This is a genomic window from Streptomyces sp. NPDC022910 (assembly GCF_055561075.1).
The window spans coordinates 182,865-195,512 of the sequence record NZ_JBVHHL010000010.1 but is presented as its reverse complement, the minus strand read 5'-3'; the positions used below and the strand labels follow the sequence as shown (position 1 = coordinate 195,512).

General features: G+C 69.9%; 15 protein-coding genes. 5 read left to right on the top strand and 10 right to left on the bottom strand.

Features of this window, described 5'->3' with window-relative positions:
• Nucleotides 1-18 precede the first annotated feature (18 nt).
• Nucleotides 19-213 carry a DUF3046 domain-containing protein gene (locus ACZ3TS_RS13175; RefSeq protein ID WP_467616892.1) on the top strand — a complete coding sequence of 65 codons (195 nt, stop codon included), beginning with the start codon at nt 19-21 and terminating at the stop codon, nt 211-213.
• Between the two features lie 60 nt (nt 214-273).
• Nucleotides 274-1,497: an AI-2E family transporter gene (locus ACZ3TS_RS13170; protein ID WP_467616890.1), complete on the top strand. Its 1,224-nt coding sequence runs from the start codon at nt 274-276 to the stop codon at nt 1,495-1,497.
• A gap of 21 nt (nt 1,498-1,518) precedes the next feature.
• Here the strand turns inward: ACZ3TS_RS13170 and ACZ3TS_RS13165 are convergent, their stop codons facing one another.
• Nucleotides 1,519-2,235, bottom strand: coding sequence for a hypothetical protein (locus ACZ3TS_RS13165; protein ID WP_467616944.1), 717 nt, complete (start codon nt 2,233-2,235; stop codon nt 1,519-1,521).
• A gap of 465 nt (nt 2,236-2,700) precedes the next feature.
• Between ACZ3TS_RS13165 and recA the strand changes: the two genes are divergently transcribed.
• Nucleotides 2,701-3,828: a recombinase RecA gene (gene recA / locus ACZ3TS_RS13160; RefSeq protein WP_467616887.1), complete on the top strand. Its 1,128-nt coding sequence runs from the start codon at nt 2,701-2,703 to the stop codon at nt 3,826-3,828.
• 3 nt (nt 3,829-3,831) lie between these two features.
• The gene (gene recX, locus ACZ3TS_RS13155) at nt 3,832-4,611 is read left to right on the top strand and encodes a recombination regulator RecX (protein WP_467616885.1); all 780 of its coding nucleotides are present in this window, start codon (nt 3,832-3,834) and stop codon (nt 4,609-4,611) included.
• A gap of 102 nt (nt 4,612-4,713) precedes the next feature.
• Here the strand turns inward: recX and ACZ3TS_RS13150 are convergent, their stop codons facing one another.
• From ACZ3TS_RS13150 to ACZ3TS_RS13110, 9 genes are all read right to left on the bottom strand, one after another.
• Nucleotides 4,714-5,115: a rhodanese-like domain-containing protein gene (locus ACZ3TS_RS13150; protein WP_467616882.1), complete on the bottom strand. Its 402-nt coding sequence runs from the start codon at nt 5,113-5,115 to the stop codon at nt 4,714-4,716.
• Entirely contained in the window at nt 5,112-5,645 is a 534-nt protein-coding gene (locus ACZ3TS_RS13145; RefSeq protein ID WP_467616880.1) for a cupin domain-containing protein, read from the bottom strand. The genes ACZ3TS_RS13150 and ACZ3TS_RS13145 overlap by 4 nt, the downstream gene beginning before the upstream one ends.
• 73 nt (nt 5,646-5,718) lie before the next feature.
• Nucleotides 5,719-5,790, bottom strand: coding sequence for a putative leader peptide (locus ACZ3TS_RS13140; protein WP_309544753.1), 72 nt, complete (start codon nt 5,788-5,790; stop codon nt 5,719-5,721).
• A 141-nt stretch (nt 5,791-5,931) separates the two neighbouring features.
• A complete protein-coding gene (locus ACZ3TS_RS13135) occupies nt 5,932-7,608 on the bottom strand; it encodes an FAD-dependent monooxygenase (RefSeq protein ID WP_467616877.1) in 1,677 nt (558 codons plus the stop codon).
• A 176-nt stretch (nt 7,609-7,784) separates the two neighbouring features.
• Nucleotides 7,785-7,994 (bottom strand): hypothetical protein, encoded by a 210-nt coding sequence (locus tag ACZ3TS_RS13130; RefSeq protein WP_467616875.1) that lies wholly within the window; start codon nt 7,992-7,994, stop codon nt 7,785-7,787.
• 215 nt (nt 7,995-8,209) lie between these two features.
• Nucleotides 8,210-9,112 carry an amino acid ABC transporter permease gene (locus tag ACZ3TS_RS13125; RefSeq protein ID WP_467616872.1) on the bottom strand — a complete coding sequence of 301 codons (903 nt, stop codon included), beginning with the start codon at nt 9,110-9,112 and terminating at the stop codon, nt 8,210-8,212.
• The gene (locus ACZ3TS_RS13120; RefSeq protein WP_467616870.1) at nt 9,109-9,777 is read right to left on the bottom strand and encodes an amino acid ABC transporter permease; all 669 of its coding nucleotides are present in this window, start codon (nt 9,775-9,777) and stop codon (nt 9,109-9,111) included. The genes ACZ3TS_RS13125 and ACZ3TS_RS13120 overlap by 4 nt, the downstream gene beginning before the upstream one ends.
• 111 nt (nt 9,778-9,888) lie before the next feature.
• A complete protein-coding gene (locus ACZ3TS_RS13115; RefSeq protein WP_467616867.1) occupies nt 9,889-10,734 on the bottom strand; it encodes a glutamate ABC transporter substrate-binding protein in 846 nt (281 codons plus the stop codon).
• A 107-nt stretch (nt 10,735-10,841) separates the two neighbouring features.
• Complete coding sequence (locus ACZ3TS_RS13110) at nt 10,842-11,618, bottom strand: amino acid ABC transporter ATP-binding protein (protein WP_467616864.1); 777 nt, start codon at nt 11,616-11,618, stop codon at nt 10,842-10,844.
• Nucleotides 11,619-11,958: 340 nt separating this feature from the next.
• Here ACZ3TS_RS13110 and ACZ3TS_RS13105 point away from each other — a divergent pair, with 340 nt between their 5' ends.
• Nucleotides 11,959-12,645 (top strand): response regulator transcription factor, encoded by a 687-nt coding sequence (locus ACZ3TS_RS13105; protein ID WP_467616863.1) that lies wholly within the window; start codon nt 11,959-11,961, stop codon nt 12,643-12,645.
• The last annotated feature ends 3 nt before the right edge of the window (nt 12,646-12,648 follow it).

Genomic DNA, 12,648 nt, shown 5'->3' with positions numbered 1-12,648 from the left:
GGGCGGGATACTGAAGTCATGCGGTTGACGGTCTTCTGGCAGCGGATGGCGGATCACTTCGGTGAGGCGTACGCCGACACCTTCGCGCGTGACCACGTGATGTCGGAGCTCGGCGGGCGCACCGTGCACCAGGCGCTGAACGCCGGCTGGGAGGCCAAGGACGTGTGGCGCGCGGTGTGCACGGCCGTGGACGTACCGCACGAGAGGCGCTGAAGGACCACGAAGATCCGCAGGAAGTCCCCGATTGTCGGGGGAGTGGGCGAGACTGGCTTCGTGGCCCCCACAGACGAGACCGCGCAGGTCCCCCCACAGGAATCGCCGCTCGGCACGACACCGTCCGAACGCCCGGCGGATGTCGGCGCCGTGCGGGCCGCGCGCATGCCGCGCTGGCTGCCGCGCGCCATGGTGCTGGCCCTCGCCCTCGTCGCCGTGTTCCAGCTCGGCAGCTGGGCGTTCCACCAGCTCACCGGCCTGCTGATCAACATTCTCATCGCGTTCTTCCTGGCACTCGCCATCGAACCCGCGGTGAGCTGGATGGCCGCGCACGGCATGCGCCGGGGGCTGGCCACCTTCCTGGTGTTCCTGGGCCTGGCGATCGCCGTGGCCGGATTCGTCACGCTGCTCGGGTCGATGCTCGCGGGCCAGATCATCAAGATGATCGAGGACTTCCCGGGCTACCTCGACTCCGTCATCAACTGGATCAACTCCTCGTTCCAGACCGACCTCAGACGCGTGGACGTGCAGGACAGCCTGGTCCACTCCGACTGGCTCAGGAAGTACGTCCAGAACAGCGCCACCGGTGTCCTGGACGTCTCCGCGCAGGTCCTGGGCGGTCTCTTCCAGTTGCTGACGATCGCGCTGTTCTCGTTCTACTTCGCCGCCGACGGGCCCAGGCTGCGGCGCGCACTGTGCTCAGTGCTGCCGCCCGCCCGGCAGGCCGAGGTGCTGCGCGCGTGGGAGATCGCCGTCGACAAGACGGGCGGCTACCTCTACTCGCGCGGCCTGATGGCGCTGATCTCGGGCATAGCGCACTACATCCTGCTCGAGTCGCTGGGTATCCCGTACGCGCCCGTGCTCGCCGTCTGGGTCGGTCTGGTCTCGCAGTTCATCCCCACCATCGGCACCTACCTGGCGGGAGCCCTGCCGATGCTGATCGCCTTCACCGTGGATCCCTGGTACACGGTGTGGGTGCTGATCTTCGTCGTGGTCTACCAGCAGTTCGAGAACTACATGCTCCAGCCCAAGCTGACCGCGCGGTCCGTGGACATCCACCCAGCGGTCGCCTTCGGTTCGGTCATCGCGGGCACCGCTCTCCTCGGTGCCGTCGGAGCCCTGATCTCCATCCCCGCGGTCGCCACGCTGCAGGCCTTCCTGGGGGCGTACGTGAAGCGGTACGACGTCACGGACGACCCCCGTGTCCAGGGGCACCGGACACGCGGCTCGGGTAACGCCACCGCTCGCCTGCGGCGGCTGTTGCGGGGCAGCGAGGCTTCCTGAGGCTCCTAGGCCGCCCGGGGCTCACCAGGTGAGCGCCGCCCAGACCCCGGCGTCGAGCACGGCGGCCGTGTAGGCGCCGACCGCCGCGTACACGATCCGTCGCTTCGTGACGTCGCTCCACGGCGTCCGGGACAGCGACCAGGCCAGGGCGGGCAGCACCAGCACGGCGTGCAGGCTCACCCCGTGCAGTGGCTTGAGTGGCGCCGTGGAGTGGTACGCCGCCTGCTGGTGCCCGGTGCGGGAGAGCACGACCCCGCGCGCGATCATCGCGGCTCCCGAGAGCAGCGCGACGACCAGGATCGCGAACCCGGAGCGCAGTGCGAGCGCCATGCCCAGGGGGCCGGCCGGTCGGTGCCGGAACGCGGCGGCGGCGAACGCCGAGAGCACGACGACCAGGACGCCTCCGCCCACCGCGAGCGTCATCGCGACCACGGTGTCGAAGGGCGTCTCGGTGTTGAGGTGAGACGGCACGTGGCGCCACGCCTGGAGGGTGATCCCGGCGACCTCCACGACGCAGTCGGCGGCGAACACGACGAGCAGGACGGCACGCCGCCGCGCACCGATGCGCAGGTACGAGGTCACCCAGGTCACCGCGACGAGGGTCAGACCGAAGGAGAGCCCGAACGTGACGGGCTTGCGCCAGGAGACCGGACCGTCCCAGGGGCCGCCGTCGGCGGCGAACACCAGCAGGTGTGCCAGCCCGGAGAGCACGAGGGCGGCGCCGATTGTGTAGCACATTCGTTCGGATGGGCGGGCGGTGTGCCACAAGTCGCGGGTACGGCTGCCCGGGTCGATGGCGGCGGTGGTGGCGGCGTCGGCCTGCCCGACCGGGGTGGTGGCGGCGGCGGTGCGGATTCCGTGGCGGTCCATGTGATCAGCGTCGACGTGACGGGCCGCGCGGTCGTCCTACGGCCGGAGGTGCCTCTTGTACACCCCGTGAAGTAGGGGTCCGTGCGGCGGGGAACCGGCGTTGTCGGTCTGTGAACGTAGGCTCGGAGGCGCCAGGTGGTGCGCTTGACACAAAAATCGAACATCCATTCAGATGGAGCTCCGGCGAGGTTCACGGCGGGGATTTCGACACGGTTTTCATGGAGAAGTGCCCGAGTTATCCACAGGCCGGACGGGCGTCGGGGCGCATTGTCAGTGGCAGGCGTTAGCGTCTTTGACGTGAAGCGATCGACTCAAGCAAACCGGGTGGAACCCATGGCAGGAACCGACCGCGAGAAGGCCCTCGACGCCGCGCTCGCACAGATTGAACGGCAATTCGGCAAGGGCGCGGTCATGCGCATGGGCGAGCGGTCGAAGGAGCCCATCGAGGTCATCCCGACCGGGTCGACCGCGCTCGACGTGGCCCTCGGCGTCGGCGGCCTGCCGCGCGGCCGAGTGGTGGAGATCTACGGACCGGAGTCCTCCGGTAAGACCACCCTGACCCTGCACGCGGTGGCGAACGCGCAGAAGGCCGGCGGCCAGGTCGCCTTCGTCGACGCCGAGCATGCCCTCGACCCCGAGTACGCACGCAAGTTGGGCGTCGACATCGACAACCTGATCCTCTCCCAGCCGGACAACGGCGAACAGGCGCTGGAGATCGTGGACATGCTCGTCCGCTCCGGTGCGCTCGACCTCATCGTCATCGACTCCGTCGCCGCGCTCGTCCCGCGCGCGGAGATCGAGGGCGAGATGGGCGACAGCCATGTGGGTCTGCAGGCCCGCCTGATGAGCCAGGCTCTCCGGAAGATCACCAGCGCGCTCAACCAGTCGAAGACCACGGCGATCTTCATCAACCAGCTGCGCGAGAAGATCGGCGTGATGTTCGGCTCCCCGGAGACCACGACGGGTGGCCGCGCGCTGAAGTTCTACGCCTCGGTGCGCATCGACATCCGCCGCATCGAGACCCTGAAGGACGGCACGGAGGCGGTCGGCAACCGCACTCGCTGCAAGGTCGTGAAGAACAAGGTCGCCCCGCCCTTCAAGCAGGCCGAGTTCGACATCCTCTACGGCCAGGGCATCAGCCGCGAGGGCGGCCTGATCGACATGGGTGTCGAGCACGGCTTCGTCCGCAAGGCCGGCGCCTGGTACACGTACGAGGGCGACCAGCTCGGCCAGGGCAAGGAGAACGCGCGCAACTTCCTGAAGGACAACCCGGATCTGGCCAACGAGATCGAGAAGAAGATCAAGGAGAAGCTGGGCGTCGGCGTGCGCCCGGAGGAGCCCACCGCCGAGCCGGGCCTGGACGCGGCGGGCGCCGCGCCCGCGGCCGAGGGCACCGCCAAGTCGGTGCCTGCCCCGGCGGCGAAGGCGGCCAAGGCCAAGGCCCCGGCGGCCAAGAGCTAGCCCATGACACGACGAACCGACTGGCCCGAGCACGCCCACACCGTCGCCCCGCAGGGGCCGCGAAGCCGGGGCGACGGGGAGTCCGTCGGGGGCGGTGACGGGGCGTACGACGACATGCGCGGCGACGCCGGTGCGTACGGCGAGGGTGGCGCTCGGCGCGGTGACGGCCGTGGGGGTGGGGGACGCGGGCGAGGGCGGCGACGCGGTTTCGGGGAACCGGCGGACGGCCCACAGGACGGAGGTTCCTCCTTCTCGTCGAGGGCCGAGGAGGGGGAGTCCCCGGGCGACCCGGTTGAGCGGGCGCGGGCGATCTGTCTGCGCCTGCTCACCGGGACCCCGCGCACGAGAAAGCAGCTCGCGGACGCCATGCGCAAGCGGGAGATCCCCGAGGACGTGGCGGACGAGGTCCTGTCACGGTTCGAGGAGGTCGGCCTGATCGACGACAGCGCTTTCGCGGACGCCTGGGTGGAGTCCCGGCACCACGGCCGGGGCCTGGCCCGCCGGGCGCTCGCGCAGGAGCTGCGGACGAAGGGCGTGGACTCCGCGCTCATCGACGAAGCGGTGGGGCAGCTCGACGCCGAGCAGGAGGAGGCCACCGCCCGTGAACTCGTCGCCCGCAAGCTGCGCGCGACGCGGGGCCTGGACCGTGACAAGCGCCTCCGCCGTCTTGCGGGCATGCTCGCCCGCAAGGGCTACTCCGAGGGCCTGGCCCTGCGGGTGGTCCGCCAGGCGCTGGAGGACGAGGGGGAGGACACGGAAGGGCTGGAGGACGGGGGACTCTGAGCCGGCGGGGCTGCTCGGCGCCCACGACCGTCCGGGGCCCGCGACAGGGTCGGCGGGCGCGCTCGGGAGCGCCGGTGGTGCGCCGTTCCGGGGGGCCGCGGCCTACCCCATGACCGGCAACCCCGCCGCCTTCCAGGCCTGGAAGCCGCCCACCAGGTCCGTGGCGCGGTGCAGGCCCAGTTGGCGCAAGGACGCGGCGGCCAGGCTCGACGCGTAGCCCTCGTTGCAGACGATGACCACGCGCAGGTCGTGGCTCGTGGCCTCGGCAGCGCGGTGACTGCCCTGCGGGTCGAGACGCCACTCCAGTTCGTTGCGCTCGACGACAAGGGCACCGGGGATCAGCCCGTCGCGGTCGCGCAGGGCCGCGTACCGGATGTCCACGAGCAGGGCCTCACCGGCCCGCGCGGTCCTGTACGCCTCCACCGCTTCCACGCGGTCGAGGCCCTCGCGGACCCGCTCCAGCAACTCGTCGATGCCTGTGGGGGCTTCGGGTTCGGAACTCACTGCCAGTCCTCCGGACGTTCGACCTGCTCCAGGCGCAGCACCTGCCCCGTGCGACTGTAGCGGCGGATCCGTGGCAGAGGCGGGTAGTAGGCATGGACCGAGATCGCGTGCCGCTCGGTGGACTCGTTCAGCACTTCGTGCACGTGGTGCTGCCCGAATGAGCGGCCGGTCCCGGCGGGCAGCCGCCGCTCCCGGTCCACTCCCTCGGTGAGTTCGAGGGTCTTCCAGCCGTCTGAGGGCAGCCGGGCCGCGAGCGAGTTCTCCTTGAGTTCGCCCGAAGCGGTGACGAAGGCGCCGACCGAGTCGGCGTGGTCGTGCCAACCGGTGCCCGTTCCGGGTGGCCAGCCGATGAGCCATGCCTCGCTGCCGCCGGGACCTTCGAGGCGTACCCAGGTACGACCTTCGGAGTCCAGCGGGAGGGAGGCGATCAGCTCCGCGTCGTCGGCCGTACGGCGTACGAAGCCGAGCAGGTCGGCCTGGGTGGGGGCCTGGGGCGGGGCGGATACGGAGACAGAGGGGGAGACAGACAACGGGTACCGTCCTGAGGTTCGCGCGGGGCGCGCGACCGTACGGGCACGGCGCGCGCGGGTGAAGGAGGCGAGGTCAGCAGGACGGGCGACACACGCAGCCCGCATAGCGGACGAGGTCCATATGGACCCTCCGCCACAGGCGCACACAGGTGTCGGTCACGATCCGGAGTAGACCATGGCGGTGCCGACCGGTCAACTGACAGTCACTATGTGGACCCAGGGTGACTATTGGCCCGTTGCGGCGGACCCGCGCTCCCCGCGACCCATGCCTCAGGAGCCCGTAGGGTCAGCCCGCGCTCGCCTCCGCCTTCGCCTTCGCCGGGCCGCCCAGCGTCGCCTCTGCCGCCTGATACAGGTCCGCCGGGCGTACCCCAGACAGCGCCGTGACCAGGTGGCCGTCCGGGCGGACCAGAAGGACCGTGTGGGGGGCGGCGCCCGGGTAGCTCTCGGCGACGAGCAGTTCCGCGGAGTGCGGCAGGGCCGTCACCGCCGCCGCCAGCCGGGGCATGATCCCGGCCGACACCCAGTGCTTGCGCTCCCACACGCCCGTGCCCGGGGCGACGAGCACCACCAGCAGCGATCCGCGCCCCAGCCGGTCCCGCAGCCGTACGAACGAGCCGTCCTCGGCGGTCACCCGCACATCCATGACCGGGGCCCCGGGTTCGGTGCCCACCGGCGCCGCCGCCTCGGTGCGCGCGGCTGCGAGTGGCGAGGTGTCGTACATCCCCGGCGCGCCGAGTGCACCCCGCCCCAGATGGCCGTCCGCGAGCAGCGCGTCATGGCCGCGGGCGGAGCCGGGGACGTACGAGCGCAGGCTCCCGCCGGCGCGCAGTAACGGCAGCGCCTGGTCGGCGGCGCGCAAACGGGCCGCGACCACCGCGCGGCGCTCCGCCTGGTAACTGTCGAGCAGTGCCTCGTGTGGGCCGTGGTGCCAGGCGAGCCCCAGCTTCCAGGCCAGGTTGTCGACGTCCCTGAGGCCCTCGTCCAGTCCCTGCGTGCCGAGCGCGCCGAGCAGATGCGCGGCGTCCCCGGCGAGGAAGACCCGGCCGGAGCGCCAGCGGCGGGCGAGCCGGTGGTGGACGATATGCACGCCCGTGTCCAGCAGGTCGTAGGCGGGTGTGGTGCCCCCGTGCCAGCCCGCGAGGGTCTCCCGGATACGGGTCACCAGCAGTTCGGGCGTGACCAGGTCCTTGCCCGGCGGCAGCAGCCAGTCGAGGCGCCACACACCGTCGGGCAGGGGGCGCGCGATGACCTCGCCGCCCGAGGGGCCCGACGTCCGCCACGGCGGCATCCGGTGCAGCAACGCCTCGCCGGGCCAAGGCAGTTCGGTGCGAAGCGCGGCCACGGCGTGGCGCTCCACGGCCGTGCGGCCCGGGAAGCGGATGTCGAGGAGCTTGCGGACGGTCGAGCGCGCTCCGTCGCAACCGACCAGGTAACTGCCGTGCCACCAGGTGCTCCTGGGGCCGCGCGTGTGCGCGGTGACACCGGACGGCTCCTGCTCGACGGCGTCCAGCCTGCTCTCCACGGCGAGCTTGACGAGCCGTTCGCCGGCGACGGCCTCGCGCAGGGCGCCGGTGAGCACGTGCTGGGCGAGGTGGAGCGGGGCGGGACCCTCGGCGACGCCGGGCTCGTCGGCCGGGTCCCGTCGGCTCTCGGCGGCGCCGTACCCGCCCCCGCGCTCCTGCTGCGCACCGGCGGGTTCGAACACGACCTCGCGCATCACCTGTTTGCGCCGCATCGAGCGCCATCCGGTCCAGCGCACTCCGGCCTCGGCGAGCGGCACTCCGGTGAGCCGTTCCATCAGCGCGGCGGTGTCCTCGCGCAGCACGACGGTGCGTGCGGGCCGCTGTTCGTCCTTGCCCGGGCCCTCGTCGAGGACCACGGACGGCACCTCCTGTCGCGCCAGCGCGAGCGCGAGCGAGAGCCCCACCGGCCCCGCGCCGACGATGATCACCGGGTCCACGACGTGGCGCCCCCTGCCCGTGGCGGTGTCCCGGGGGACATACGTGAACAGGAGGTTGGAGCAGGGTGCACGATCACAGAACGTATGCAACCCACTGCCGGTGCTTGCGTCAAGCGACGGAGGCCGTGGTGATCACACCTCCGCCTCCGGGCCCGCTCATGCGCTGTGACGGTTCATCAGAGGGCGGGACCACCGGCACCGGTCGACGCCGTGGCCGCGGTGGTTCCGCCACCGCCGACGGCGGAACCACCGCGCACGTCGACTTCTTGCCGCGGCCGCCGCTCCAGCCGGCTCGCGAACGGCGTGAGGCTGAAGTCGATGGCCATGAAGGTCAGCGCCACGATCGTGAAGCCGGCGATGGTGTTCGCGCCGTAGTACGAGCTCATCGTGTTGGCGGAGGCCGGCGGTTCGAAGAAGGTGAGGACCGCGCCGCCGAGCGCGGTGTCCGATGCGCCTCTTCACCTGGAATGCGCCTCCGGCGAGTGCGGGAACAAGGTCTCAGTGATCCTCGTTTTCGCTGTCGGAGGCACTTTTCCACGGACGTGATCACCAGCCGGACAGTCCGGCCGATGGAAGCGCGGGCTCGACGCTGCCCGTCGGATCAAGCCGCGGCGCCGGTCCCGAAGGTGCCCCCGACCTCGGCGGCGTTGAACTCGTCGACCTCTTCGGCGCCGAGGACGGCGCCCGTGCCGCGCTTGCTGCGGCGCAGTCTTCCCTCCAACCAGGAGGCGAAGCTGGTGAGGGCGAAGTTCACCACGATGAACACGACCGCCACCACGATGAAGCTGGGGATGACGTTGGCGTAGTTGGCCGCGAGTGTGCTGCGCGCGTTGAGGAGCTCGGTGAAGCCGAGCATCACGCCGCCCAGCGCGGTGTCCTTCACGATGACGACCAGTTGGCTGACGATGGCCGGCAGCATGGCAGTGACAGCCTGCGGCAGCAGAATGCTGGTCATCGTCTGACCCTTGCGCAGGCCTATCGCGAAGGCCGCCTCAGTCTGCCCCTTGGGCAGGGCGAGAATGCCGGCCCGTACGACCTCGGCGAGGACTGACGCGTTGTAGAGCACCAGGCCGGTGACGACCGCGTAGAGGGGCCGGTCCTCGCTGCTTATGTCCGTGGAGCGGACGTACAGTTCGTTGGCGAACAGCATCAGCAGCAGCACCGGGATCGCGCGGAAGAACTCGACCACCACGCCGGCCGGGATGCGCACCCAGCGGTGGTCGGACATGCGTGCGATGCCGAAGACCGCGCCCAGCGGGAGGGCGATCACCATGGACAGCGCCGCGGCCTTCAGGGTGTCGCCCAGGCCCGGCAGCAGGTACGTCGTCCAGGCCTCGGACGTGGTGAACGGCTCCCACAGGGCCCACTTCAGCTGGCCCTTGTCGTCCATCGCCCGCCAGATCCACCACAGCACGAGGGCGAGGAGGGCGAAGAAGACGATGGAGAGCAGCACGTTGCGCCGCTTGGCGCGGGGGCCAGGGGCGTCGTAGAGGACGGAGGTCATCGCTTCACCGCCAGTCGCTTGCTCAGCCAGCCGAGGATGAGGCCGGTGGGCAGGGTCAGGACCACGAACCCGAAGGCGAAGACGGCACCGATGGCCAGCGTCTGGGCCTCGTTCTCGATCATTTTCTTCATCAGGAGGGCGGCCTCGGCCACACCGATGGAGGCCGCCACGGTCGTGTTCTTGGTCAGGGCGATCAGGACGTTGGCCAGCGGGCCGATGACCGAGCGGAAGGCCTGCGGCAGCACGACGATCCGCAGGGTCTGGGTGAAGGTCAGCCCGATCGCGCGGGCCGCCTCGGCCTGACCGAGGGGCACGGTGTTCATGCCGGAGCGGATCGCCTCGCAAACGAAGGCCGCGGTATAGGCGACCAGGCCGAGCACGGCGAGGCGGAAGCCCTGGAGGTCGAAGTCGTCGGACGCCCCCATCGTCACGCCGAAGATGTCGGCGAGTCCGAGCGAGGTGAAGACGATGATGACCGTCAGCGGGATGTTCCGGACGATGTTGACGTAGGCGGTGCCGAACCCGCGCATCAGCGGGACGGGGCTGACCCGCATCGAGGCCAGCAGAGTGCCCCAGATCAGGGAGCCGACGGCTGAGAAGACGGTGAGCTTCACCGTCATCCAGAACGCCCCTAGGACGTCGTAACCTTCAAGAAAGTCGAACACGATCTCCCGCGCTTCCGGGTGAGTGGCGTACGAGGGGACGCGGCGCGCCGCCGCCGGGGAAGCGGCCGCGGCGCGCCCGCGAGCCCCGGCGTTACCTGCGGATCCCCTGGGTTACTTGACGATCTGGCCGATCTTCGGGGCGGGCTCGTTCTTGTAGCTGGCCGGACCGAAGTTCGCGTCGACCGCCTTCTGCCAGGAGCCGTCGCCGACCATCTTCTCCACGGCGTCGTTGATCTTGTTCACGGTCTCGGTGTCGCCCTTCTTCACACCGATGCCGTAGTTCTCGTTGCTCAGCTTCAGGCCGGCGAGCTTGAACTGATCCTTGTACTTGTCCTGCGCGGCGAAGCCCGCGAGGATCGAGTCGTCCGTGGTCACCGCGTCCACGGCACCGCTCTGCAGGCCGGCGATGCACTCCGAGTAGCCGCTGTACTGCTTCAGCTGGGCCTTCGGGGCGATCGTCTTCTGGACGTTCTGTGCCGAGGTGGAACCGGTCACGGAGCACAGCTTCTTGCCGTTGAGGTCCGTGCCCTGGGAGATGTCGGAGTCCTTCTTGACCAGCAGGTCCTGGTGGGCGAGCAGGTAGGGGCCGGCGAAGTCGACCTTCTGCTTGCGCTCGTCGGTGATCGAGTAGGTGGCCGCGATGAACTTGACGTCGCCGCGGGCGAGCGCGTTCTCACGGTCGGCGCTCTTGGTCTCGACCCACTCGATCTGGTTCGGCTGGTAGCCGAGTTGCTTGGCGACGTAGGTCGCGACGTCCACGTCGAAGCCCGAGAACGAACCGTCCGGCTTCTTCAGGCCGAGGCCCGGCTGGTCGTACTTGATGCCGATCTTGATCGTCTTACCGCCGCCCGAGCCGCCGCTGGAGTCGTTCTTGTTGTCGTCGCCGCCGCACGCGGTGGCGGTCAGAGCGAGGGCGAGGACGGTGGCCGAGGCTGCGGTGACCTTGCGGAGCTTCATGGTGAACATCCTTTGAGTGGTGAAGAGATGCGGGCCGAGGGCCCGGGGAAGACGCACCGTCGGGGGCGGAGGCCTGAGGTGGAGGGCGCTGGGGACGTCCGGGGACGTCAGTGGTGCAGGATCTTGGACAGGAAGTCCTTCGCCCGGTCGCTGCGCGGGTTGCTGAAGAACTGATCCGGCACAGCCTCTTCGACGATGCGACCGTCGGCCATGAAGACCACCCGGTTGGCGGCCGAGCGGGCGAAGCCCATCTCGTGGGTGACGACGACCATGGTCATGCCGTCCCGGGCGAGCTGCTGCATGACCTCCAGGACCTCGTTGATCATCTCGGGGTCCAGGGCCGAGGTCGGCTCGTCGAAGAGCATGACCTTGGGGTCCATCGCGAGGGCACGGGCGATCGCGACGCGCTGCTGCTGGCCGCCGGAGAGCTGCGCGGGGTACTTGTCCGCCTGGGTGCCGACACCGACCCGGTCGAGCAGGCCGCGCGCCTTCTCCTCGGCCTTCCGCTTGTCCGCTCTGCGGACCTTGACCTGGCCCAGCGTCACGTTCTCGAGCACCGTCTTGTGGGCGAAGAGGTTGAAGGACTGGAAGACCATCCCGACGTCGGCGCGCAGCCGGGCGAGCTCCTTGCCCTCCTGGGGCAGCGGCTTGCCGTCGATCAGGATGTCGCCCGAGTCGATGGTTTCCAAGCGGTTGATGGTGCGGCACAGAGTGGACTTCCCCGACCCCGAGGGGCCGATGACCACGACGACCTCACCACGGGCGATGGTCAGGTCGATGTCCTGGAGCACGTGCAACGCGCCGAAGTGCTTGTTGACGCTCCTCAGGACGACGAGTTCGTCGGTCGCGGCCACCGAGTCCTTGGCCACCGGTACTTCGGTCATTTGCTGACTCGCTCCGTCCTCGCTCGGTTTCGGAGGACAGTAGTAACGCCGTACGACCAGCGTCATTACATCTGAGGGAGATCTGAGCATCACAATCCGGTAGCGGCCGGGCACGATCTGTAGTACCCGTGCGCCGGGCGCGTACCGGCTGGGTAACGGAAGCCGCCCGCAACTCGAACCCTCTTGACGCCGTCCTTGTTCATCGGCGTGACTGCCATGGTGCACGCGCGCGGGTGCACGCGTTCGCGTGGGTGACGCTTTCCAGTACAAGGCGAGAGAACGTTCTTGTACAGGACGAGAGCGAAGGGACCGTACAGCCGAGGAACCGGAGGGGGCCGGCATGAGACTGCTCCTCGTCGAGGACGACAACCACGTCGCCGCCGCGCTGTCCGCGGTGCTGGCCAGGCACGGCTTCGATGTCACGCACGCCCGCAGCGGCGAGGAGGCACTTCAGGCGCTGGTGCCCGAGGGTGCCGGCTTCGGCGTCGTCCTGCTCGACCTCGGCCTGCCCGACCAGGACGGCTACGAGGTCTGCGGCAAGATCCGCAAGCGCACCAGCACTCCGGTGATCATGGTCACCGCGCGCTCCGACGTGCGCTCGCGGATCCACGGTCTCAACCTCGGCGCCGACGACTACGTGGTCAAGCCGTACGACACCGGGGAACTGCTGGCGCGTATCCACGCGGTCAGTCGGCGCACCCCGCACCTGGACGACACCGGCGCCACCGAGACGGCGCTGCGCCTCGGCCCCGTGCACATCGAACTGCCCACACGCCAGGTCAGCGTGGACGGTTCCGTGGTCCAGCTGACCCGCAAGGAGTTCGACCTGCTCGCCCTGCTGGCCCAGCGCCCCGGCGTGGTGTTCCGCCGCGAGCAGATCATCAGCGAGGTGTGGCAGACCAGCTGGGAGGGGACCGGGCGCACCCTGGAGGTGCACGTCGCCTCCCTGCGCTCCAAACTACGCATGCCCGCGCTGATCGAGACCGTGCGCGGCGTCGGGTACCGGCTCGTCGCCCCGGCCGCGTAGCGG